Source organism: Arsenophonus endosymbiont of Apis mellifera (assembly GCF_903968575.1).
GTDB classification, from domain to species: domain Bacteria; phylum Pseudomonadota; class Gammaproteobacteria; order Enterobacterales; family Enterobacteriaceae; genus Arsenophonus; species Arsenophonus apicola.
Genome location: NZ_CAJCFU010000049.1, coordinates 101830 through 124852, shown reverse-complemented (window position 1 = coordinate 124852; position 23023 = coordinate 101830). Strand labels below are relative to the sequence as shown.

24 protein-coding genes and 1 other RNA gene are annotated in these 23023 nt (G+C 37.9%); 8 read left to right on the top strand and 17 right to left on the bottom strand.

The genetic code is table 11. The features are described 5' to 3' along the window. Positions 1-87 precede the first annotated feature (87 nt). Positions 88-462, bottom strand: an RNA gene (gene rnpB / locus H1X92_RS06740) — RNase P RNA component class A. A gap of 67 nt (positions 463-529) precedes the next feature. Beyond that, positions 530-1426, bottom strand: coding sequence for a 16S rRNA (cytidine(1402)-2'-O)-methyltransferase (rsmI, locus tag H1X92_RS06735; protein ID WP_180559421.1), 897 nt, complete (start codon positions 1424-1426; stop codon positions 530-532). A 59-nt stretch (positions 1427-1485) separates the two neighbouring features. Here rsmI and H1X92_RS06730 point away from each other — a divergent pair, with 59 nt between their 5' ends. From H1X92_RS06730 to dolP, 4 genes are all read left to right on the top strand, one after another. After that, positions 1486-3174, top strand: coding sequence for a penicillin-binding protein activator (locus tag H1X92_RS06730; protein WP_180559420.1), 1689 nt, complete (start codon positions 1486-1488; stop codon positions 3172-3174). A 112-nt stretch (positions 3175-3286) separates the two neighbouring features. Beyond that, entirely contained in the window at positions 3287-3667 is a 381-nt protein-coding gene (locus H1X92_RS06725) for a YraN family protein (protein ID WP_180559419.1), read from the top strand. 22 nt (positions 3668-3689) lie between these two features. Beyond that, on the top strand, positions 3690-4280 hold the full coding sequence (gene diaA, locus H1X92_RS06720) for a DnaA initiator-associating protein DiaA (protein WP_026821383.1): 591 nt from the start codon (positions 3690-3692) through the stop codon (positions 4278-4280). 9 nt (positions 4281-4289) lie between these two features. Then, complete coding sequence (dolP, locus tag H1X92_RS06715; RefSeq protein ID WP_180559418.1) at positions 4290-4865, top strand: division/outer membrane stress-associated lipid-binding lipoprotein; 576 nt, start codon at positions 4290-4292, stop codon at positions 4863-4865. A 639-nt stretch (positions 4866-5504) separates the two neighbouring features. On the opposite strand, the gene mtgA is transcribed toward dolP, so the two are convergent. The 8 genes from mtgA to zapE form a co-directional block, all read right to left on the bottom strand. Then, positions 5505-6245 carry a monofunctional biosynthetic peptidoglycan transglycosylase gene (gene mtgA, locus H1X92_RS06710; RefSeq protein WP_225506148.1) on the bottom strand — a complete coding sequence of 247 codons (741 nt, stop codon included), beginning with the start codon at positions 6243-6245 and terminating at the stop codon, positions 5505-5507. Continuing rightward, entirely contained in the window at positions 6226-6882 is a 657-nt protein-coding gene (elbB, locus tag H1X92_RS06705) for an isoprenoid biosynthesis glyoxalase ElbB (RefSeq protein WP_180559417.1), read from the bottom strand. Before elbB ends, mtgA begins: the two co-directional genes overlap by 20 nt. Before the next feature lie 240 nt (positions 6883-7122). After that, entirely contained in the window at positions 7123-9456 is a 2334-nt protein-coding gene (gene arcB / locus H1X92_RS06700) for an aerobic respiration two-component sensor histidine kinase ArcB (RefSeq protein WP_180559416.1), read from the bottom strand. Positions 9457-9689: 233 nt separating this feature from the next. Then, positions 9690-10181 (bottom strand): ClpXP protease specificity-enhancing factor, encoded by a 492-nt coding sequence (sspB, locus tag H1X92_RS06695; protein WP_180559415.1) that lies wholly within the window; start codon positions 10179-10181, stop codon positions 9690-9692. Positions 10182-10187: 6 nt separating this feature from the next. Next, the gene (sspA, locus tag H1X92_RS06690; protein ID WP_180559414.1) at positions 10188-10829 is read right to left on the bottom strand and encodes a stringent starvation protein SspA; all 642 of its coding nucleotides are present in this window, start codon (positions 10827-10829) and stop codon (positions 10188-10190) included. A 396-nt stretch (positions 10830-11225) separates the two neighbouring features. Further along, positions 11226-11618 carry a 30S ribosomal protein S9 gene (gene rpsI, locus H1X92_RS06685; RefSeq protein WP_026821376.1) on the bottom strand — a complete coding sequence of 131 codons (393 nt, stop codon included), beginning with the start codon at positions 11616-11618 and terminating at the stop codon, positions 11226-11228. 18 nt (positions 11619-11636) lie between these two features. Next, entirely contained in the window at positions 11637-12065 is a 429-nt protein-coding gene (gene rplM / locus H1X92_RS06680; RefSeq protein WP_180559413.1) for a 50S ribosomal protein L13, read from the bottom strand. Positions 12066-12314: 249 nt separating this feature from the next. After that, positions 12315-13427, bottom strand: coding sequence for a cell division protein ZapE (gene zapE / locus H1X92_RS06675; RefSeq protein WP_180559412.1), 1113 nt, complete (start codon positions 13425-13427; stop codon positions 12315-12317). Between the two features lie 223 nt (positions 13428-13650). Here zapE and zapG point away from each other — a divergent pair, with 223 nt between their 5' ends. From zapG to degS, 3 genes are all read left to right on the top strand, one after another. Further along, complete coding sequence (gene zapG, locus H1X92_RS06670) at positions 13651-14055, top strand: Z-ring associated protein ZapG (protein WP_180559411.1); 405 nt, start codon at positions 13651-13653, stop codon at positions 14053-14055. A gap of 244 nt (positions 14056-14299) precedes the next feature. Beyond that, entirely contained in the window at positions 14300-15718 is a 1419-nt protein-coding gene (locus H1X92_RS06665; RefSeq protein WP_180559535.1) for a Do family serine endopeptidase, read from the top strand. Positions 15719-15815: 97 nt separating this feature from the next. Beyond that, positions 15816-16889 carry an outer membrane-stress sensor serine endopeptidase DegS gene (gene degS, locus H1X92_RS06660; RefSeq protein ID WP_180559410.1) on the top strand — a complete coding sequence of 358 codons (1074 nt, stop codon included), beginning with the start codon at positions 15816-15818 and terminating at the stop codon, positions 16887-16889. Between the two features lie 55 nt (positions 16890-16944). On the opposite strand, the gene murA is transcribed toward degS, so the two are convergent. The 7 genes from murA to mlaF form a co-directional block, all read right to left on the bottom strand. Further along, positions 16945-18210 (bottom strand): UDP-N-acetylglucosamine 1-carboxyvinyltransferase, encoded by a 1266-nt coding sequence (murA, locus tag H1X92_RS06655; RefSeq protein ID WP_180559409.1) that lies wholly within the window; start codon positions 18208-18210, stop codon positions 16945-16947. Between the two features lie 51 nt (positions 18211-18261). Next, a complete protein-coding gene (gene ibaG, locus H1X92_RS06650) occupies positions 18262-18516 on the bottom strand; it encodes a BolA family iron metabolism protein IbaG (RefSeq protein WP_180559408.1) in 255 nt (84 codons plus the stop codon). A 147-nt stretch (positions 18517-18663) separates the two neighbouring features. Next, positions 18664-18948 carry a lipid asymmetry maintenance protein MlaB gene (gene mlaB, locus H1X92_RS06645; RefSeq protein ID WP_180559407.1) on the bottom strand — a complete coding sequence of 95 codons (285 nt, stop codon included), beginning with the start codon at positions 18946-18948 and terminating at the stop codon, positions 18664-18666. Further along, positions 18945-19577, bottom strand: coding sequence for a phospholipid-binding protein MlaC (mlaC, locus tag H1X92_RS06640; protein WP_180559406.1), 633 nt, complete (start codon positions 19575-19577; stop codon positions 18945-18947). The genes mlaB and mlaC overlap by 4 nt, the downstream gene beginning before the upstream one ends. 35 nt (positions 19578-19612) lie before the next feature. After that, positions 19613-20146, bottom strand: a complete 534-nt coding sequence (gene mlaD, locus H1X92_RS06635; RefSeq protein ID WP_180559405.1) for an outer membrane lipid asymmetry maintenance protein MlaD — start codon at positions 20144-20146, stop codon at positions 19613-19615. Positions 20147-20149: 3 nt separating this feature from the next. Continuing rightward, positions 20150-20932, bottom strand: a complete 783-nt coding sequence (gene mlaE, locus H1X92_RS06630; protein WP_180559534.1) for a lipid asymmetry maintenance ABC transporter permease subunit MlaE — start codon at positions 20930-20932, stop codon at positions 20150-20152. A 7-nt stretch (positions 20933-20939) separates the two neighbouring features. Further along, a complete protein-coding gene (gene mlaF, locus H1X92_RS06625) occupies positions 20940-21743 on the bottom strand; it encodes a phospholipid ABC transporter ATP-binding protein MlaF (RefSeq protein WP_180559404.1) in 804 nt (267 codons plus the stop codon). A 305-nt stretch (positions 21744-22048) separates the two neighbouring features. On the opposite strand from mlaF, the gene kdsD reads away from it, so the two are divergent. Continuing rightward, on the top strand, positions 22049-23017 hold the full coding sequence (gene kdsD, locus H1X92_RS06620; protein WP_180559403.1) for an arabinose-5-phosphate isomerase KdsD: 969 nt from the start codon (positions 22049-22051) through the stop codon (positions 23015-23017). Positions 23018-23023: the final 6 nt, after the last annotated feature.

The following is a 23023-nucleotide window of genomic DNA, read 5'->3' as shown; positions in this document are numbered from 1 at the left end:
ATAATCGGTTTATCAATTCTATTGCATTTTAAATAGTTAAAAAGTAAAACCCCATTGTGAGTAAACTTACAATGGGGTTTTTTAATGGTTTAGAGTCAGCCGATAAGCCGGGTTCTGTCGTGGACAACCATTCATCTAGGCCAGCACTTGCGCACTGACTCAAGCAGCCTACCCGGGTTCGATGCGGGCCGCATCTAATGAACCCCTATTTGGCCTTGCTCCGGGTGGAGTTTACCGTGCCACAAACTGTTGCCAGCTGCGCGGTGCGCTCTTACCGCACCCTTTCACCCTTACCTGTGCTTTAATAGCCATCGGCGGTTTGCTCTCTGTTGCACTAGTCGTAAGCTTTCGCCTCCCAGACGTTATCTGGCACCTTGCCCTATGGAGCCCGGACTTTCCTCCCCTTTATTATCAATTACCTACGGTAACCAACAACAAAGCAGCGGTCGTCTAGCTAACTCCAACGCCAAATTATAGGGATTTAACATTAATTTGTATAGTTATTTATAACAGCTGGCCAACTGCTAATCTACTTGATTGCACTATCAGCGCTAACTTGTTGCTCAAGGGCATGCTTATATAATGCATTCTTCTTTAAACCATAAATTTCTGCGGTAATGGCCGCCGCTTTTTTTAACGGTAATGATTGTTGTAATAATGCTAACGTTTTCTTCACCTCAGAGGAAATGGCTGCATTAGCCTCCTTTGGTGCTCTATACCCTTCAACCACCAAAACCATTTCGCCGCGATAACGATTTTCATCTACTTTTACCCAGTCAAGTAGTTCTCCAACCGGCAAACCATGAATAGATTCCCAGGTTTTTGTCAATTCCCGCGCCAAAATAACATAACGTTCAGCGCCCCAAATAGTTACCATATCCGCTAAGGTGTCTAACAAACGGTGGGGTGACTCATAAAAAATTAGTGTTCTAGACTCATCCATTAGCTCTTGCAATACCTCTTGTCGACTCTTGCGTTTTGCCGGTAAAAAACCTTCATAACAAAAGCGATTTGAAGCAATTCCGGCCGCAGAAAGCGCTGTAATTGCAGCACAAGGCCCTGGCAAGGGAACCACCCGAATGCCAACTTGTCGACAATATTTTACCAAATGATAACCAGGATCATTAATTAATGGTGTTCCAGCATCAGAAACTAACGCTATACTTAGTCCCTGTTTTAATTGCGGAATTAATTGATCTGTTTTCTGCTGTTCATTATGATCATGTAAGGACATCATGCGGGTATCAATAGCAAAGTGCTGCAATAATAAACCCGTACGCCGGGTATCTTCCGCGGCAATAAGATCCACCTGCTTAAGGATCTGCAATGCACGCAGAGTGATATCGTCCAAATTACCAATTGGAGTTGGTACAATATATAGCGTTGATACCATCTCTACCTCTTTAGCTTGATTTGGTTCATTCATTGTTTCTTCCGAATAACCGATTAAAATTGAGCAATGATAATTACATCACTGGACAAAGTATGCGTTCTTTAATTTTTGTTAAAAAAGGTTTGATCTGTATAGCAATACTATCCTCACTTTTATTAGTGGGATGTCATTCCTCAGTAAATCAAAGTGAACCAACTACCGATACATCTATACAGACCAGCTCCGAAAGCAACCATTATCAATCAATTATTGATGCTGCTAATGGTACACCATCTGCGGAAGCTTTACGCGCCTATATTGCGCAAGAACCACTCTTAAAAGATCAGGTTCGTCACCAAAAGAATATTGATGATTTTTGGCAAATGTTAATCAATATGCCGGCTGAACAAATTCAAAAACTCGACGTTAGGGCGGATGAAAATGTTTTACAGGGTTGGGTTGATCTGCTTGATCTCTACCATAATAACTACCAAGATCCAGCGGCATTACATAATGCATTTAACGATTGGAAAATACGCTATCCAGCCAACCCAGGTGTTAAAACTTCCCCAACAGCACTAATACAAATCATTCATCACTCTTCAATCAGTAGCAACCCTAAAATTGGTCTATTCTTGCCTTTAAGTAATAATGGCAAAATATTTGCTGAAGCCATTTTACAAGGTTTCCTTGACGCCCAAAAAGGGTTACCTATTAATAAGAACGCAATAACCAGCTCATCTGAGCAAAACAATCAAAATAGTGATACTGTTCAAAGTATTATTGATTCAATTACTAACAGTAGCAATAATATAGCGCAAGAAAACAGTCTACAAACCCCATCGCTTGTTATTGACAATGCGCCTATTAATAATCAACAGGTTAAAGTATACGATACCAATACTCAATCGATTGAGACACTAGTTCGACAAGCCGAGCAGGATGGCATTACTTTAGTTGTCGGGCCATTGTTAAAACCGGATGTTCTTAAAGCTATCCAAATAGATACTCCATTAAATTTATTAACATTAAATGAATTAGATAATCATAAAATGCCGCTTAAAAATAATGTCTGTTACTTTTCTCTATCGCCAGAAGATGAGGCGATCAATGCGGCTCGCCATATTGCAAAACAAGGTAAACAAGCACCATTGCTGCTGATCCCGGCTTCACCTTTTGGGGAACGTATCGCAAATGTATTTGCTCAAGAATGGTTAAAATTAAGACAAACTTCTGTACGTAAACAAAGCTTTGGTGATATTAATAGCCTAAAAGCCCGAACTACTCAGAGTACTGGCATACGTATGGTAGGCACACCAATAGTGCTTGCCGAACAGCAATCATCAATTACCAACGATCCGGCTGAGACTATTGATGCCGTGTATATTGTGGCCACAAGTGATGAATTATCATTGATTAAACCGATGATAGATATGGCAACTGATAGTCGCACACGTCCAACGCTTTATGCTAGTTCTCGTAGTCATCAAACTGGTTTAAGTACCGATTATTATCTGGAAATGGAAAATCTGCAATTCAGCGAAATCCCTTTACTCGCTGGTGCTAATTCCGCTTTACTAACCCAAGCTAATCAACGACTCTCGGCTGATTATTCCTTGATTCGTCTTTACGCCATGGGAATTGATGCTTGGTTATTAGCCAATCATTTCAATCAACTACAACAACAAAATATCGAGTTAAATGGTGCCACAGGCAAACTAAGCGTAGATAGTGACAATTGTATTATTTTTCGTACCCTGCCGTGGTTAAAATTTCAACAAGGAAAAGTTCAGTTGATCTAATAAATTGTAAGTTAAAAGTAAAATTTATCAGTCAATAGATAAAAATAGAGTAAAATAGTGACTAAAGTGTCATCTTAACAGCATTTTCACCTGACAGATAAGGATATCCGCTATGCTTAAATCGCCAAATTTATCTTGGATACAAGGACGCCATTTCGAATACAAAGCCAAACAATTCTTACAACAGCAAGGGCTGCAATTTATTAGCCGCAATGTGAGTTTCGCGGTTGGAGAAATTGATTTAGTTATGAAAGATCAAAACATCTGGGTATTTGTTGAAGTACGTTTTCGCCGCCATGATAACTTTGGTAATGCATTAATATCAGTAACTTTAAGTAAACGAAAAAAATTACTTGCAGCCGCTAAATTATGGCTACTTAAACATAATGAAAACATAGAAACCGCTTTATGTCGTTTTGACATTTGTGCTACGACAGGAAATCAGTTTGAATGGTTACCAAATGCCTTTAGTGACTATGATACCATCCACTAATTATATGTAAGTAGGTCTTAACGTGTTGGAGAAAATAAAAGCCTGTTTTACCGAAAGTATTCAAACACAAATTGCTGCTGCTGAAGCATTACCCGATGCTATTTCTCGGGCAGCGATTATGATCGTTCACGCCTTACTAAATGGTAATAAAATTTTATGTTGCGGCAGTGGCGGCTCGGCAGTTATTGCACAACGCTTTGCAACCAGTATGATTAATCAATTTGAAGCTGAGCGTCCAAGTCTTCCCGCTTTATGTCTTAACACAGATAATGCAATTATAACCTCGATCGCTAATGGCCAAAAACCGGAAGAAGTGTATGCTAAACAAGTGCGTGCATTAGGCCAATCTGGTGATGTACTCCTGGCAATTGCTACCAAGGGTGATAGTCGCGTTGTGATAAAAGCGGTTGAAGCTTCACTAGCACGTGATATGACTATTGTGGCCTTAACCGGTCATGATGGAGGAGAATTAGCCGGCTTACTAGGCACACAGGACGTAGAAATTCGAATACCTTCGCAAAGAAGCATTAGAATCCAAGAAGTTCACCTATTAACAGTTAACTGTTTATGTGATCTAATCGATAATACACTTTTTCCGCATCAAGATGACTAAGGAGTAATAATGAGATTATTTCCTCTAATTACCATAATATGCAGTACCCTTTTGTTACAAGGATGCCTTGGTGCTGCTGTAATAGGCTCAGCGGCGGTCGCTACAAAAAGTGCGACGGATCCGAGAAGTGTAGGCCGCCAAGTCGATGATGGAACATTAGAAGCTCGCGTTAGTGCTGCTATTAACAAAGATCAAGACATTACTCGTAATGCTCGTATTATTACTACGGCTTATGAAGGTAAGATACTACTTACCGGCCAAGCGCCTGATCTTGCATTAGCTGAAAGAGCGAAGCAGATAGCAACCAAAGTAGAAGGTGTTGAAGCGGTTTATAATGAAATCCGCCAGGCAATGCCAGTTGATCTTGGTACGGCGTCTAAAGATACCTGGATAACAACCAAAATAAAATCGCAAATTCTTACCAGCGATTCGGTTAAATCATCAACTGTTAAAGTTATTACAGAAGCTGGGGAAGTGTTTTTACTTGGCATTCTAACCCAACAAGAAGGAGCTGCGGCAGCAAAAATTGCTAGTGAAACAGATGGCGTGAAACGTGTCACGACGGCATTTACTTATCTTAATTAATCTCCTTTCTCGAGCAACTTAAGAAGTTATCGCTTTGTTAACGACCCGGCAATCATTTGTCGGGTAGCAATTCTTAGCATAGTCACTAGCTGTATTTTATCTATATTAAGAGCGACTCAATATTTGGACTAGTTTTATAATAATTTAAAAAATCGTGTAGATTAACTTTAGCTACTTACCTTCAATATGAGCACTTTGTATCGAAATTTAATCACAGTTGTAAAGTGTTTAAATTGATCGATCTGGAATTATGATCACTATTTCTTGAACAACAATTTATCTTAAAAGAATATTACTCAGGGTAAATATTACGTACTCGGCAATACTGCCTGGCTGAATTGGTAGGAGCATAGCTAGCAGTGCGGTTCCATATAACTCTATTTTAAGGTAACGGTTATATTTAATTGGAAAATAACAAAATTTATAACACCTAAATTTGCTTAGACCATACATTGACTATTTTGCTAGTTTATACACAGAGGTATCGGTTTTTTGCTGAAACTTAATTAGCTATTTTACATTTAAAATAACAAAAGTTATGACCTAGCAAAAATAATAAAAAAATAAAATAATTTACCTTTGTAAATAATAAAAATCCATAAAAAATAAAATTTTCAATATTATCTACTAGCACTAAAATTAATCAGCAATGAAGTCATATTTTTTCAGAAAATTCTTACCACCTAACTGCTGCATTTGCCGCAGTATCCAAGCTTGTTTTATTAATAAACCATTAGATGGTCTTTTTACTTGATAAACTAAAGGATTTGGCAAAACCGCCGCTAAAAGAGCAGCTTCAGCTTCATTTAATTGATTTGCCTGCTTTTTAAAATAATATTTTGCAGCTTCTTCTACGCCAAAAATACCTTCACCGAACTCAGCAATATTCAAAATCGTCAAAATCCGCTTTTTAGACCACATAACTTCAATTATTGGCGTCATAATAGCTTCAATCCCTTTACGTAACCAGCTTCGTCCATCCCATAGCCAAAGATTTTTTACTACTTGTTGAGTTATAGTTGAAGCTCCTCTGACAGGTTTTTTGTTAGCCGGATTTTGGTTGATGGCGCTTTCTATGGCCTGAAAATTAAATCCCCAATGATTTGGAAAATTTTGATCTTCTGCGGCAATAGCTGCAATTAACATGTTGGGCGAGATAGCATTAATTTCCACCCAAGTGGAGCGAGATACATAAGAAAAATTTAATGATAACCAAGCATTAATTTCTCTTTCTACCATTACCATCGAACAGGGAACAGGCAAAAATTTAAAAATTACAATCGTTATTGCCAGCATGAAAATAAGATTAATAATGCCCTTTTTAACCAATGCCACAATAATAATAAGTAAGCTGACATAATTAACAGCTAGCCATTTCAATGACTTTTTTTACTAATTTATTAATCCCTTGCCATGCTTGATTGGGTGATGATGCTGACATATAAGCGGGTGTTGTTATTACTTTATTATCTTCATCAACTACAATATCATCAAAGGAACAAATAATATGTTCTCCTCCCATTTGTTCTATTTGAGCAATGGTTTTTTTATCATTGCCAATGGTTAACTTTACCGTTTTATTTAGAATTTTAGGTAGCATAACAGGTGCTATACACATCAACCCCATGGGCTTCCCTTGTTCATGTATTTTTCGACAAAATGTTAATAAATCTTTATCTATTTCACAATCACTTCCTTTAATAGCAAAATTAGATAAATTCTTTGCTACCCCAAATCCACCAGGAATAATAACTGCACTAAAGTTATTAGCATCAGCAGAGGCTAAAGGCGCTATTTTTCCACGAGAAATACGCGAAGATTCTACCATTATGTTCCTTTTTTCTTGTTTTTCTTTTCCATTTATATGATTAATAACATCTAGTTGCTCTCGATCAGGCGCTAAAAAATACATTTCAACATTGTTTTGACTTAAAGATAACATAGTGAGTACTGACTCATGGATTTCGCTACCATCGAATACACCACATCCACTTAAAATTACTGCAATAGGTTTCATTTTTGACTCCATTTGTAGTAGATTGTTACTCATTCATTTAATGTGATAACATGGAACTTAATCACAAATTTTAATGAATCTTGTAACAAAAACGATTATATTTGTTATGTTGATTGGCTGACAAAAAATCAAGATTTCTATTTTACTCACCATCTACATGCACTCATATCATAATTGGTGAGTAGAAAACGATTTCCCTGGTGTTGGCGCAATATTCGCGCACCCCAACTTCGGTTGGGGTTATTTTTTTTCAGCTACAGCTAACCATCGCTTCAAAACCTTAACATCTTTTTGCCAATCTACTTTTAATTCATCAAACCATTCTTGGATAACATCCCACCAGGCTGGCAAATCAGGGGATTGTATCTGTTGAGCTAACTGCTGGAGGTGGCGCAAACCAACTGCACCCGCAGCACCTTTAATTTTGTGGGCTTGGGCAACAATGCCATTTCGATCTTTAGCCACAATATTAGAATCTAGTAAAGATAGATATCCTGGCATCACATTTTCAAAGATCTTTATGCTGTCTTCAATCAGTTTTGGACCAACTAATTCGAAATATTGGTTAAGCATATTGAGATCTAATACCTCATCATGATTAGCAACTTCTTTTAGCGGAATGTTGATGGCATTGTTTTTACAATCAGTTAAATACTTCTCAATAATCTTTATTAATGCACTTACAGAGAGTGGTTTACTTAATACATCATCCATACCTGCCGCAAGATACTCTTTTTTATCTTTCAATACATTAGCCGTTAATGCAATTAAAGGTGGAAGTTGATTATTAGCATAGTTTTGACGAAGCTGACGTGCAATATCGAGACCGGTCATATCAGGTAGTTGAATATCCAACAAAACCAAATCGTAACGACCAATCTTGAACATTTTTAATGCATCCTTACCATTCATAGCAACATCAACGGTATGGCCTAATTTTTCTAATACAGATCGTGCGACGATAATATTTAATTCAATATCCTCCACCAAAAGGATATGCAATTTAGGTAGTAAAACAGCTTCTGGAGTTGGCATTTCAATCGTTTTTGCAACAATTGGCGCTATCACTGATACAGTGAAGCAAGATCCTACCCCTAATGTACTAGCGACCTGTATATCTCCTCCCATGCTTTGCGCTAACCGCTTAGAAACAGCAAGACCAATCCCCGTACCCGTTTCTGGCCGACCACCAGCACTACCTTTTACCTGATAGTACATAGCAAAAATTTTTTTTTGCTCTTCTTTTGGGATCCCAATGCCACTATCAATAACCTGAATAAAAAGCTGCTCATGTCCTTCATACCAAATACGAACCTTGATCTCACCTTTTTGGGTAAATCTCACAGCATTACCAATTAAATTCCATAGTATTTGGCGTAACCGTGTTGCATCGGTAATGATCTTACTCGGTAAATTTTCTTTTACTTCAAGGATAAATTTTAAATCTTTAGGTTGTACTAAAAGCCCCGATAAATTTTCAAGGTCAAAAATAAATTCATTAAAATCGATTGGTTGACTATCTAAACTAACTTTGCGCCGTTCAATCTTATCCATCTCAATAATGTCATTGAAAATATTACCTAAAGTGATGGCACTGACGTGAATAGTTTTCAAATAATTTGTCTGTTCATTGGTTAATTCTGTATCGAGTAATATACGACTCAGCCCAACAATCCCATTAAGCGGCGTACGAAGCTCATGGCTGATGGTTGAAATAAACGTTGTCTTATCCCTGCTAGCATTTTCTAACGCTTCTTGATAATGTTTACGCTCGGTTATATCGCGTCCAAACCCTACTAATCCATGACGTTTTCCCACCCGATCATAAAAAGGGACTTTACGTATTTCAAAACATGCTTTCCGCCCATCTGGGTATACCAACCATTGTTCATAGGTCAATGACACATTATGACGAAATACTTTTTCATCAGTTTCAAGTTCTTTCTCTGCAACTTCCTCACCATAAATTTCACGATAAGTTAGTCCAATAAGCTGCTTTTCACTACGACCTGTCAATAATTCCATTGCTCTATTACAACAAGAGAAATCATTATTTTCATCACGATAATAAACAAGATCAGGTGATGCATCTAAAAATGATTGTAATAATATAGACTGCTGTTCGAACTCGAGTTGTGTCTGCTCTCGACGTTTCATCTCTTTTTGCAATTTTTCTAATAATTCTAAATGCGCCTTTTGTACTTTTTCACGCTCTGCAATTTCCAAATTCAGCTGAGCAATATTCCCTTTAAGTTTGTCAGTAAGCTCAGCATCACGCTTACGCATAACTTCTAATTTATCAACCATAGCTGATAAACGACGTCGAGACTCTTCTAGTTGCTCGACAACTACAGAAAGAAAATAGACCGCCCAAGGCGTAATAATCAATCCAAAAAAGATAGAGCGAACCAAATCAATATTATGAATATTGCCATATAATAAAATATCAACCGCTATCTGTAATACCATGGCTAATACAACAAGTGCTGTGGCTAACAGTAAGGAAAATCCTATCAAGCCAAGCTTCATCATTAAATCAACATAATACTGAGCAAGTCCTTTAAGCAGCTTCATACACACTCCGATACCGAAAATCAGCTTAAATCATAACTTATATAGATAAAAAGCAGAGGGATCTAACATACATTATGAGGGATAAATTACATTTAGATTTTCATAAACAATGAATTAACTTATAAACTAAGTCTTATAATTATCAGATAAATAAAAATTTAATAAACAAAAAATAGAGATTTAAAAATAAAAAAAGGGCAGTATTTTATACTCCCCCTCAATCATAATATAACTTATTTAATAACACGTAGTGTCGGGCGTCCTTTTGGTGGCGTCGGCGGCTCATCATCAGAAGAGGAAATCGATGTTATTTCTTGCGCTTCATTTGATAATTCAGTATCACTGACAAGCACTAAATTTTCACTTTGAGCAATAGAATCACCTGCGCCACTCTCATATTCTGGCTCAGGTTCAAACATCATTCCTGCTCCATTTTCGCGCCCATAGATAGCAATAATTGCGCTCATAGGCACTTCAACATGGCGAGGAACACCACCAAAACGGGCATTGAAGCTGACGCTTTCATTTGTCAACTCTAAATTACCGACGGCAGAAGGTGTAATATTTAAAATAATCTGTCCTTTATGAGCATATTCCATCGGTACATTTACACCAAAAATATTAACATCCACAACTAAATGAGGTGTCATATTATTGTCGAGAAGCCATTCATAATGAGCCCTAAGAAGATAAGGACGACGTGGCGACATTCCTAACAACTCCATAATAAATTAACCTGTGGTAGATAAACGCATCTCACGTTCAGCTTCAGTTAGTGAAGCAAGGAAAGAGTCTCGTTCAAATACACGTTCCATATAAGAACGAATGCCCTCTGTTTCTTTTCCTTTGGGGATGTCGATATTCCAAAAAGGTAAACGCCACAAAAGGGGAGCTAAATAGCAATCAACCAGACTAAATTCTTCACTCATAAAAAACGGCATCTCTTTAAAAATTGGCGAGATTGATATCAATTCCTCTCTTAACTGCTTACGGGCAGCATCTGCTTGAGGATCTTTATTTTCAATCTTATACATCAAAGAATACCAATCTTTATCTATCCGATGCATCATCAAACGACTACTACCACGAGCCACTGGATAAACCGGCATCAATGGTGGATGCGGAAAGCGTTCATCAAGATATTCCATAACAACGCGGGAATCATACAATGTTAATTCTCTATCGACCAGCGTTGGTACTGTTTGGTAAGGATTTAGATCAATTAAATCTTGAGGCAAATTACCTGCTTCAACATTCTCAATCTCAACGCTCACGCCCTTTTCTGCCAATACGATCCGCACTTGATGGCTAAATATGTCGGTCGGGCCGGAAAACAGTGTCATTACCGAACGTTTGTTGGCAGCGACAGCCATGAAAACCTCCAAGTTTTATTAAAAAAGAACAAACAGCCATAATATAACAATAAGGCCATTCTCACATGTTTAAAACGCTTGTAAACCAATTCATTCAGTTAACAGGCATCTTTTCATTGATTCATTGAACTGCAATTAACACATGTCATTTCCACCAAATTTGGTGAGAAATAGATAAGAAATTAATGACCTATAGTCTATCAGATTTTGGTCAATATGGGGGAAAGTTTGACAAGATTTTATGATAAATGTACAAAATTAGAACAATTTTTTATTGAAAAAAATAATAATAAAAAAAATTAAATTAAGAATGGCAAGATAATATAAATTTATAATATACGAAAAACCCGCCTAAAGGCGGGCTTTATGTTAATAATTTGTTGCAAAAACAAGAAATTAACGTTTAGAGTATTGTGGACGACGACGTGCCTTACGCAGCCCCACTTTCTTACGCTCAACAGAACGCGCATCACGAGTAACAAACCCAGCTTTACGTAGTTCAGAACGTAATGTCTCGTCATATCCCATCAATGCACGTGTAATACCATGACGGATTGCACCTGCTTGACCAGAAATACCACCACCTTTAACGGTAATGTATAAATCCAGTTTTTGTAACATATCGACCAATTCTAACGGTTGACGAACAACCATTCGCGCCGTTTCGCGGCCAAAATACTCCTCAAGGCTGCGTTGATTGATAGTAATATTACCGCTACCTGGCTTAATAAAGACACGTGCGGAAGAGCTTTTGCGGCGACCAGTGCCGTAGTATTGATTTTCAGCCATTGCCTATATCCATCCCGATTAAATGTCAAGAATTTGCGGCTGCTGTGCCGCGTGGTTGTGATCACTACCCGCATAAACTTTCATTTTACGGTACATCGCACGACCAAGAGGTCCTTTGGGTAGCATACCTTTAACCGCAATTTCAATTACACGTTCAGGGTGACGGGCAATCATTTCTTCGAAGGTCGCTTGTTTGATACCACCGATATAACCAGTATGGCGATAGTAGATTTTGTCTTCACGCTTGTTACCAGTAACAGCAACTTTTTCTGCATTAACAACAATGATGTAATCACCAGTATCGACATGCGGAGTATATTCCGCTTTATGCTTGCCGCGTAAACGACGAGCAATTTCAGTTGCAAGACGGCCTAAAGTTTTTCCATCTGCATCAACAACGTACCAGTCGCGTTTTACGGTTTCTGGTTTAGCTGTAAAAGTTTTCATTAAAGCTTACCCATATATAAGTTACATGTTGGCGAACACTCATATTTTATATAAATACTTCAGCATGTTCACGCTAGTTGTGTCCAGTGAATCCTACCCCTTCGAGTAGTCAAACTGACATTAATGCAAGATTTTTGGGAAATAAAAAACTTGCTGTAACGTGGGGTGGCGAGATTATAGAGAAGTTTTTGCCAAAAATCGACCCAAAAATAAATTTTCTCAGTAATTTATTGTATTATTACTCGCTAATCAAGCTAGATGAGGTAATTTTAGGTACTCCTCACTCTGCATTTCCTGCAATCTTGATAAACAACGTTGATATTCAAAACGTAATAAATGTCCTTGGTAAAGTTTATCCATTGCAACCTCGGCATTTATAATCAACTTAACTTTTCGCTCATAAAATTCATCAATTAGAGCAACAAAACGCCTAGCTACATCTTCATGGATTTCGGACATCATCGAAACATTATACAGTAATACAGTATGATAATCTTTCGCTAAAATGATATAGTCATTTTGACTACGTGCATCTTCACATAATGCTTTAAATTCAATTGATAAAATACCTTCTGCGGTACAAATTGCCGGCATAGTACGATGATTAATCTCAAGGATAGGGAATTTATCTCCAGGTTTACCCGCTAATTTAATAAATATCTCATCCATCCTATTGCAGCTCTCTTCATCAATTGGCGTAAGATAAAGATCCGCTTGTTTCAAGGTACGTAAACGATAATCAATACCTGCATCAACATTTATAATGTCACAGTATTTTTTAATTTGTTCGATAGCAGGTAGAAAACGTGTTCGTTGCAATCCATTTCGATAGAGTTCATCGGGTGGAATATTAGAAGTTGCTATTAAACAGATTCCTCTGGCAAATAAAGCTTTTAATAACGTTGACAAAATCATTGCATCAGTGATATCAGAGACAAAAAATTCATCAAAGCATAAAACATCAGTCTGTTTTTTAAATCTCTCGGCGATAATTTCTAATGGATCTTGCTGACCTTGTAACTCAATCATTTCATTCTGTACTCGCCACATGAAGCGATGGAAATGTAAGCGTAATTTTCTGCCATCTGGTAAACTCTGATAAAAGAGATCCATCAGCCAGGTTTTTCCTCGGCCAACACCACCCCACATATATAATCCGTGGATAGGCGCACAATTCTTATATGATTTCTTAACAAATAATTGACCAATTTTATTTCTCAATGATAATTGGGATGTTCTGTTTAGTAGCTGATGATGAATAATATCTAAACGTGCTATCGTTGTGCTTTGCACCTCATCAAATTGATAATCACCGGTAGCCAAAAACTGATGGTAAAGTTTAGTGGGAGTCAGCAATGCCATTAACGTGATACTCCTTAAAAGGTCATAATTTTATTGGCCAATGAAACCTATCATAAACATTATATCGATAATTTTTCTTACTTTAATACCTCAGAATAATATGAAATCATTAGCAACAACTTTTCCTGCTTTCACTTATCTCCTTTTAACAGGTATAGTGACTGCTATAATGTGAATTTATTTCTATGAAAATAAATGTTGTTTTGTTAATGAAGGAGTCACCATGACTTGGGAATATGCACTAATCGGTCTAATTGTAGGTTTCATTATTGGTGCACTAGTAGTTCGCTTTGGCAATACCAAGCTACGTAACCAACAAGCTTTGCAAGCCGAACTTGAAAAGAAAAACCATGAATTGGAAGAATATCGTAAAGAATTAGTCAGCCATTTTGCGCGTAGTGCAGAATTACTCGATAACATGGCGCAAGATTATCGGCAACTCTATCAGCATATGGCGAAAAGTTCTCATGACCTCATGCCTGATATGCCAATACAAAACAACCCTTTTAACTACCGTTTGACTGAATCAGAATTAGATAATGATCAAGCTCCCGTTAATTTACCGCCCAAAGACTACTCTGAAGGCTCTTCTGGCTTATTTCGCTCAATGAAAGAAAAAAAAAGGTAAATTAGGTTACCTATATTAATAAAATTGCATCGTTACCTAATTTTGATGGTAGTGCATCCGCCTGATAGATCCATTTTGTTATAAAAAATTAATATCATGTAAATACATGTAAAAATACAATTACCACTATCGGTTGGCTGAACTTTTTTGCATAATTTATAGTCTTAGACCTGCTGAGGCCTTTTCTATCCAGGAAGCAAATTACCTTAAAATAAATTAGGTATGTAAGAGAATTGAATTCATGATGAAAAAAGAGAAACATTTTTTAACTATATTAGCTATGAGTATCAGTCTTTCACTCATAAGTATACCTGCAGTAAGTTATTCTGCATCAATGCCACCAGTTACTTTATCATCTGGTCAAGAATTACCTAGCCTAGCCCCTATGCTAGAAAAAGTACTTCCTGCCGTAGTTAGTATTCGTGTATCTGGAACACGTGTTCAAAATCAACAGTTACCCGAAGAATTTAAATTCTTTTTTGGGCCCAATTTCCCTTCACAGCAACAGAGTATTCGCCCTTTTGAAGGATTAGGTTCCGGGGTCATTATTGATGCTGAAAAAGGTTATATCCTAACTAATAACCATGTCATCGATAATGCTGATAATATTCAAATTCAGCTTAATGATGGCAAAGAAATTGATGTTAAACTTATTGGCCGTGATCCTCAAACAGATATCGCCTTGTTACAAATCAAAGATTCGAGCACAGCAAATCTAAAAAAATTGAACTTAATAGCGATAAAAATAGCTGACTCCGATAAACTGCGGGTTGGCGATTTTGCTGTTGCTGTTGGTAACCCTTTTGGCTTGGGTCAAACGGCAACATCCGGTATTATTTCTGCATTGGGTCGCAGTGGTTTAAATGTAGAAGGTTTGGAAAATTTTATTCAAACTGACGCTTCTATTAATAGAGGTAACTCAGGTGGCGCATTGGTTAATCTAAATGGTGAGCTTATTGGTATTAATACCGCTATTTTAGCACCTGGCGGGGGTAATATTGGTATTGGCTTTGCCATTCCATCCAATATGGCTAAATCCCTTAGCGATCAAATTATCAAACATGGTGAAGTAAAACGTGGATTATTGGGGATCAAAGGCACAGAAATGACCTCTGATGTAGCAAAAGCCTTGAATATTGATGCACAGAAAGGGGCATTTGTCAGTGAAGTAATCCCAAATTCTGCCGCAGCTAAAGCAGGCATTAAACCTGGTGATGTTTTGGTTTCAATTAATAACAAATATATCAATAGTTTTGCCGAGTTGAGAGCTAAAATTGGCACCAGTGAAATTGGTAAACAGATTACTATCGGACTACTGCGTAAAGGCAAGCCGATGGAAGTAAACGTTGTCTTAGAAGATAGTGAAACCAGTAGTACAAAGGCCGAAGTTTTAACTACTTCTCTGATGGGTGCCACTTTAAGCAATAGTACAATTAGGGGTACAAAAGGTGTCAAGGTCGATAGCGTTTCGCCTAATTCACCTGCAGCAATGCTTGGTTTGGCAAAAGGTGATCTTATTGTTAATGCCAACGAACAACGGATAGAAAATATTAATCAACTTCGTAAAATTATTGAAACTAAGCCTACCGCTTTAGCATTAAATATTTTACGTGGTGATCAAAATATCATCTTATTACTTCGTGGTAATAATATATTCAATTAATCATCCAACAAACAGGTACAATTAACTACCGTACCTGTTTTTATTTATGGTATCCTGCTATTTTATTATCTCGTTCGCTTATTACAGAATACTTACTATGTTCATCAAGCTTTTTCGTGCCGTTATTGTAGGGCTTGTTATCGCTGCTATTTTGCTAGTGACAATTCCATCTATTCGCCCAAAAGGACTCACTGATCTCCTTGACGGTAAAAAAGATGATCAACCTATTAGTTTTAGTAAAGCGGTACGTAGAGCAGCACCGGCAGTAGTCTATGTTTATAGCAGCGGTACCGGTAGTTTTTCCCAGAATGGACGCGAATTAACCGCACTAGGCTCTGGTGTCATTATGAGTAGTAATGGTTATATTATTACTAATAGACATGTCGTTAATAATGCAGATCAAATTCAGATTGCACTACCTGATGGGTTAATTTTTGACGCGTTAATTGTTGGCTCAGATAGCTTAACAGACCTGGCTGTTTTAAAAATAGACGCCGAAAATCTTCCCGTGATACCGATTAATCCACATCGTAAAGCACACGTTGGTGATATCGTGTTAGCCATCGGTAATCCCTATAATTTAGGACAAACGGTAACACAAGGCATTATTAGCGCCACCGGACGTGTAGGACTAAGCCCCACCCGCCGACAGAATTTTCTACAAACAGATGCATCTATTAATCATGGAAATTCGGGCGGAGCACTAATTAATACTGAAGGCGAATTAATGGGTATTAATACCCTCTCATTCGATCATTCAGAAAATGGTTTTACACCTGAAGGGCTAGGTTTTGCTATTCCAACTGAATTAGCAGCTAAAATTATGGAAAAACTTATTCGCGATGGACAGGTGATCCGCGGCTTTATCGGTATCACTGCGCGGGACTTACCTCGTATTCGCTCTAACAATAACGATATTAATCAAATTAAAGGGTTACGAATTTTCCAGGTTGCGCCAAATGGTCCAGCAGAAAATGCTGGTATTCAAGTCGGTGATATTATTATTTCTGTTAATGGCCAGCCGGTTATCTCCGCTGCTGAAACCATGGATCAAGTCGCTGAAATTAATCCTGGCAGTATCGTCCCAATCGTACTACTACGCAACGACAAAACAATCACTGTTCACGTTAAAATCGAAGAATACAATGAAGGAAAATCATTACTACAATAAGTAAGAACCAGTAATCTAACTAAGCTACTGATTTTTACCTTTGTACAATAGTGGGTTATTTTTTATCTGCGCTAATACGCTCTATATTTGCCCCTAAACTACGTAGTTTCTCTTCTATTCTTTCATATCCACGATCGATATGATAAATCCGATCAACAATTGTTTTTCCTTTCGCGACACAGCCTGCCAGCACTAAACTAGCTGATGCCCGCAAATCCGTAGCCATTACTTGAGCACCCATAAGTTGTTTAACACCATGACAAACAACGGTATTTCCTTCTATTTCCGCATGGGCTCCCATACGGATCAACTCTGGGATATGCATAAAACGATTTTCAAAAATAGTTTCCGTTATTGTACTAACACCTTCAGCCACCAAATTAAGTAAGCTAAATTGCGCCTGCATATCTGTTGGAAAGCCAGGATGCGGCTCTGTTCTGATAGTCACTGCTTTTGGTCGCTTACCATGCATATCCAGTTGGATCCAGTCCTCACCAATTTCAATCTCTGCCCCCGCTTCCCGTAATTTAGCTAATACTGCATCCAATGTAGCCGGTTTAGTATTGCGGCAAATAACTTTTCCACCAGAGATAGCAGCGGCAACAAGGAAAGTTCCTGTTTCAATGCGATCAGGTAAAATTCGATAAATACCACCACCTAAGCGCGCTACACTGTCAATAATAATGCTGTCGGTGCCCGCACCCGTAATTTTTGCTCCCAATGAATTTAAAAAGTTAGCTGTGTCTTCAACTTCAGGTTCACGAGCGGCGTTTTCAATGACGGTTTTTCCCTCTGCTAGGGTTGCAGCCGTCATTATAGACACAGTGGCGCCAACACTAACCTTATCCATAACAATATTGGCGCCTTGCAAACGACCCTCAACCGAGGCTTTAACATAACCTTCGTCTAAAGTAATTTTTGCGCCAAGTTGCTCAAGTCCAGCAATATGCAAATCTACTGGACGTGCACCAATCGCACATCCTCCCGGTAAAGACACCTGACCTTGACCGAAACGAGCAACTAATGGTGCCAAAGCCCAAATAGATGCACGCATCGTCTTGACTAATTCATAAGGAGCACAAAATTTATTAATACCACGTGCATCCACAAAAATAGCACCATTACGTTCAACTTTGGTACCTAACTGATTAAGTAATTCAATTGTTGTATCAATATCTTTTAACTTTGGCACATTTTGTAATTCAACGGGTTCTTCTGCCAATAATGATGCAAACAATATCGGTAGTGCTGCATTTTTTGCACCAGAAATCGAGACCTCTCCCATCAAACGAGTTGGTCCTTTTAATCGAAACTTATCCATCAAGAAATTCTCTATGAGTAATATTTATATTATTAATGCAGAAGTATAGTCTTAAAAACCATTGAGCTTACGATCTCTTGTCCATTCTGCAGGGGTATAAGCTTTAATTGATAATGCATGAATCCGATTATCTGCAATATATTCCATTAGCGGCGCATAAATCACTTGCTGCTGCTTAATCCGACTCATGCCATTAAACATTTCACCAACAGCAATTATTTGAAAATGGCTACCATCGCCATTGACGATCACTTCATCAAGTTTCAATTGTTCTATTAATACTTGCTTTATTTCATTTGTATCCATAATTAAACTCAATTCTAACATTAAAAGATAATGTATCTATCCTAATCGATCTATTATCTACTGCAAATCAAGCAAACGCCCTTGGCATAAAAAATGCGCAAGAGCGACTGCTTTATATATAAGCTAGTTTTAAAATTTATAACCTGATTAGTTTATAAAACTCTCAAGTTTATAAAGCCTGATAAGCGTATTAAAACGTTCACTAATACCTTCAAATACCAATTTATTCTCTGACCGCTGTTCTGACTTTAACCTAACAAACATAGCAAGTCCGGTAGAATCGATATGAGATAACTGGGAAACATTAATTGCATTGATACCTTTTAGTAACTGATTTCTCTGTTGCCAAAAAGCAGGCAAAGTATCACGATCAAGCTCACCATTTAAAATCAACGTATTACCATTCTGCTCCCAGGTTAATATGGGTTTCATGATTTTTTATTTTCCAAGGTGATCGGATTTTTTGCGCTACTGAGCAATTCTTGCGTCAAGCCGTCAATACCTTTGGTACGTAAAATATTAGCCCACTCATTTTGTTTAGTGGTAATTAAACTGACGCCTTCAGTAATCATATCATAAGCTTGCCAATAGCCTGTTTTACTGTTTTTACGCCATTGAAAATCAAGACGCACAGGAGGTCGCCCCTGTGGATCGGTAATCGTTACCCGAATAGCAACTACATTCCTATCACCTAGTGGTTGTTCAGGCGCAATTTGATATTGTTGACCATGATACATTGCCAAAGCCTGGCCATAAGCCTGTTCCAAATAGGCTTCAATTGCTTGAAAATAAGCATCCCGTTGTGAAGGCGTTGCACTACTATAATAAGATCCTAAGACTAATGCGCCAGCATATTTAATTTGGACATAAGGCATAAGTTCTTCACGAACAACCCTGCGTAAGTAATCTGGATTTTGCCGGATCATTGGTTGCTCATTTTTTAAGCGTGTAAAAGTTCTAGCGGCGGCTTCTTGCATCAGTTTATATGGGTTGGTTTGATCTATCGCCATCGCAAACGGAGCAACCACTAATAAAGCCACTATTAAGAAACGTTTAAGCATAAAATAGGTTCCTTCTCGTCATATTAGATTATTCATTATGGTGTCGCGGAAGATTTTTCGTTATTGCCGGAAACTGAGCTTGCCCTATTTGAACGATTAGGATCGCCACTTCTATATAATAATTGCCCAATTAAATCTTCCAATATTATGGCCGATTTCGTATCTTCAATGCGTCCACCTTCTTTAAGAAAGGTAACGCCCATATCTGGATCATAAAAACCCACATTCAGTGCTAAAAACTGTTCACCTAATAATCCAGCGGTGAGTATTGATAATGAGCTGGTATCAGGAATATTGTCATATTGACTAAAAATCGCTAAGGTAACACGTGGAGTATAAGTTTTCTTATCCAACATAATATCGACTATTCGGCCAACCACCACACCACCTATCTTTACCGGTGAATTGACTTTCAATCCACCTACATTGGTAAAAGAAGCTGTAACTTTATAAGTCGGTTGATTTCCAAATGATTTAATATCTGCAACTTTTAAACACAAAAAGACAATCGCAGCTAATGCAATCAAAACAAATAGTCCAACTAGAATTTCACTTTTCTTACTTTGCATGAATTAATTCCCAAACATCAGTGCAGTAAGCACAAAATCTAAACCCAACACAGCTAATGACGAATGTACAACAGTTCTGGTTGTTGCGCGACTGATCCCTTCCGATGTTGGGATTGCATCATAACCATTAAATAAAGCGATCCAACTGACCGTAAAAGCAAATACCACACTTTTAATAAAACAGTTGAGAATATCCTTTTTCCACTCAATAGCAGATTGCATCGATGACCAAAAAAAGCCCTCATCAATTCCTTTCCAATCGACACCAACTAGTGCACCTCCTAATATGCCCACTGCGACAAAAATCAATGCCAGTAATGGCATACTAATTAGCCCAGCCCAAAAACGCGGCGCAATCACTCGGCGTAGAGGATCAACTGCCATCATTTCCAAACTTGAGAGCTGCTCTGTGGCTTTCATGAGTCCTATTTCTGCTGTTAATGCAGAACCCGCTCTGCCAGCAAATAAAAGCGCTGTCACTACCGGCCCTAATTCCCTTAATAAAGAAAGGGCTACCATCATGCCAAGACTGGACTCAGCACTAAACATGGTCAAGACTAAATATCCTTGTAAACCAAGTACCATGCCAATGAATAATCCCGATACAGCAATAATTAATAAAGATAAGACTCCTACATTGTAGAGCTGTTTTATTAATAATGGCCATTGTTTTGCAAATTCAGGTCTACCAAATAAAGCCCGAAATAACAAATAGCCTGCACGGCCAAATGTCGCCACCACAGCCAATGAACGACGGCCTAATGCTGCTAGTGTATCAATTAGTATCATCCCATTACCCTAATAAATCTGCTGCATAATTTCCTGCCGGAAACTTAAATGGTACTGGACCATCTGCTATACCATCAAGAAATTGCCTAACCCGCGCATCCTTATTTTGTTGCAATTCTTTCGCTGTACCTTCAGCAATGACATGTTGCTCTGCAACAATATAAGCTTTATCCGCTATACTTAACACTTCTGGTACATCGTGAGAAACAATAACGCAAGTAATACCTAATGCCTGATTAAGTTCATCAATAAGTTTAACCAAAACCCCCATGGTTATCGGATCTTGCCCAACAAAAGGCTCATCAAATAGAATTAATTGTGGGTCAAGGGCAATAGCCCGTGCTAACGCGGCTCGTCTTGCCATACCGCCTGATAATTCAGCTGGCATAAGATTGGCTGCGCCTCTGAGTCCAACAGCTTCTAGCTTCATCGTAACAACTGTTTGAATAATTTCTGCTGCTAAAACAGTATGTTCACGTAAAGGAAAAGCAACATTGTCAAAAACATTCATATCAGTAAACAAGGCACCAGACTGAAACAACATACTCATTTTCTTTCGAGCGGCATAAAGTTCTGTGCTTGATAGTGTTGGAATATTAACACCATCAAACCAAATTTCTCCCTTATCTGGCCGTAATTGTCCACCAATCAAACGTAGCAAAGTTGTTTTTCCAATACCTGATGGCCCCATAATTGCCGTAATTTTTCCCCTGGGGATCGTCAAGCTCATATCGGTAAAAATCGGCCGTTGACCCCGAATAAAAGACATATCTTTGATTTCTATGATATTATCTACAGACTTCTTCATGACGATAATAGCCTTTCTGTCTAACTATCATTTAAGTATATTTACTCAGTATGGAACATATTACCTAAAAACTACCATATATTCGCTATCAATATTATTGCCAATTTTACTTTTGCTCATTACATGGTCACAATAAACAAATTCTCAAATGTCATCATAGTGAAAAATGCTATTTTTTTAATAATATGATGTACGGATAATACAATGTTGGCTGTAATATAAAACGAATGATATGAAAAAACAGCCTTACCAAAGAGCTATTAACCCATATAATTAAATTACTTATATCAAATTGGTAAATAAAAATGTCGGAAATTGATTTTCAAAAAACAGCAAAAAAGGTATTGGAAATTGAACGTAGTGGACTTGCCAATCTGGAGCAATATATTAATGATGATTTTAACCAAGCTTGTGAGCTGATTTTCACATGTGCTGGCAAAGTGGTAATTATGGGGATGGGAAAATCAGGCCATATTGGCCGTAAAATTGCAGCCACATTAGCCAGTACTGGAACACCTGCATTTTTTGTCCATCCAGGAGAAGCTAGTCATGGTGACTTAGGCATGATTAGCAGTAAAGATATTGTTCTAGCTATTTCTAACTCCGGTGAGTCAAATGAAATATTAGCACTCATTCCGGTGTTAAAACGCCAACACATTGCGCTAATTTGCATGACAAAAAACCCTGCAAGTAGCATGGGCAAAGCGGCAGATATTCACCTTTGTATCAAGGTGCCACAAGAAGCTTGCCCATTAGGTCTAGCGCCAACAACAAGCACAACTGCGATGCTCGTTATGGGAGATGCCATTGCTGTCGCTTTACTTGAAGCTCGTGGTTTTACTGCTGAAGATTTTGCACTCTCTCATCCCGGTGGCACATTAGGACGTAAACTTTTATTAAGAGTGAGTGACTTAATGCACACAGGGAAAAATATTCCTAATGTCCCGAAACAAGCAACATTACAGCAAGCATTAGTGGAAATTACGCACAAAAAACTTGGCATGGTGGTGATTTGTAACGAAGATATGCAGATTGAAGGTATTTTCACTGATGGTGACTTACGACGTGTCTTTGCAATGAATATTGACTTAAATAATGCCAAAATTGCCGATGTAATGACAACTGGGGGTATTAGAGTAAAACCTGATATGCTAGCGATTGACGCCTTAAATTTGATGCAACACCACCATATTACTTCATTACTGGTAGCAAAAGCAGATAAACTTGTGGGTGTTATTCATCTGCATGATCTTCTGCAAGCTGGCATCATATAATTATTG

What these genes read in the sequence shown, in the direction of transcription:
- rsmI (WP_180559421.1), bottom strand. Translation starts at nt 1,426, where the DNA reads ATGAATGAACCAAATCAAGCTAAAGAGGTAGAGATGGTATCAACGCTA.
- zapE (WP_180559412.1), bottom strand. Translation starts at nt 13,427, where the DNA reads ATGGCATTGCTGACTCCCACTAAACTTTACCATCAGTTTTTGGCTACC.
- zapG (WP_180559411.1), top strand. Translation starts at nt 13,651, where the DNA reads ATGACTTGGGAATATGCACTAATCGGTCTAATTGTAGGTTTCATTATT.
- arcB (WP_180559416.1), bottom strand. Translation starts at nt 9,456, where the DNA reads ATGAAGCTGCTTAAAGGACTTGCTCAGTATTATGTTGATTTAATGATG.
- elbB (WP_180559417.1), bottom strand. Translation starts at nt 6,882, where the DNA reads ATGAAACCTATTGCAGTAATTTTAAGTGGATGTGGTGTATTCGATGGT.
- kdsD (WP_180559403.1), top strand. Translation starts at nt 22,049, where the DNA reads ATGTCGGAAATTGATTTTCAAAAAACAGCAAAAAAGGTATTGGAAATT.
- H1X92_RS06725 (WP_180559419.1), top strand. Translation starts at nt 3,287, where the DNA reads ATGCTTAAATCGCCAAATTTATCTTGGATACAAGGACGCCATTTCGAA.
- murA (WP_180559409.1), bottom strand. Translation starts at nt 18,210, where the DNA reads ATGGATAAGTTTCGATTAAAAGGACCAACTCGTTTGATGGGAGAGGTC.
- sspA (WP_180559414.1), bottom strand. Translation starts at nt 10,829, where the DNA reads ATGGCTGTCGCTGCCAACAAACGTTCGGTAATGACACTGTTTTCCGGC.
- H1X92_RS06665 (WP_180559535.1), top strand. Translation starts at nt 14,300, where the DNA reads ATGAAAAAAGAGAAACATTTTTTAACTATATTAGCTATGAGTATCAGT.
- rpsI (WP_026821376.1), bottom strand. Translation starts at nt 11,618, where the DNA reads ATGGCTGAAAATCAATACTACGGCACTGGTCGCCGCAAAAGCTCTTCC.
- rplM (WP_180559413.1), bottom strand. Translation starts at nt 12,065, where the DNA reads ATGAAAACTTTTACAGCTAAACCAGAAACCGTAAAACGCGACTGGTAC.
- H1X92_RS06730 (WP_180559420.1), top strand. Translation starts at nt 1,486, where the DNA reads ATGCGTTCTTTAATTTTTGTTAAAAAAGGTTTGATCTGTATAGCAATA.
- mlaD (WP_180559405.1), bottom strand. Translation starts at nt 20,146, where the DNA reads ATGCAAAGTAAGAAAAGTGAAATTCTAGTTGGACTATTTGTTTTGATT.
- mlaF (WP_180559404.1), bottom strand. Translation starts at nt 21,743, where the DNA reads ATGAAGAAGTCTGTAGATAATATCATAGAAATCAAAGATATGTCTTTT.
- degS (WP_180559410.1), top strand. Translation starts at nt 15,816, where the DNA reads ATGTTCATCAAGCTTTTTCGTGCCGTTATTGTAGGGCTTGTTATCGCT.
- ibaG (WP_180559408.1), bottom strand. Translation starts at nt 18,516, where the DNA reads ATGGATACAAATGAAATAAAGCAAGTATTAATAGAACAATTGAAACTT.
- mlaB (WP_180559407.1), bottom strand. Translation starts at nt 18,948, where the DNA reads ATGAAACCCATATTAACCTGGGAGCAGAATGGTAATACGTTGATTTTA.
- dolP (WP_180559418.1), top strand. Translation starts at nt 4,290, where the DNA reads ATGAGATTATTTCCTCTAATTACCATAATATGCAGTACCCTTTTGTTA.
- mlaC (WP_180559406.1), bottom strand. Translation starts at nt 19,577, where the DNA reads ATGCTTAAACGTTTCTTAATAGTGGCTTTATTAGTGGTTGCTCCGTTT.
- sspB (WP_180559415.1), bottom strand. Translation starts at nt 10,181, where the DNA reads ATGGAGTTGTTAGGAATGTCGCCACGTCGTCCTTATCTTCTTAGGGCT.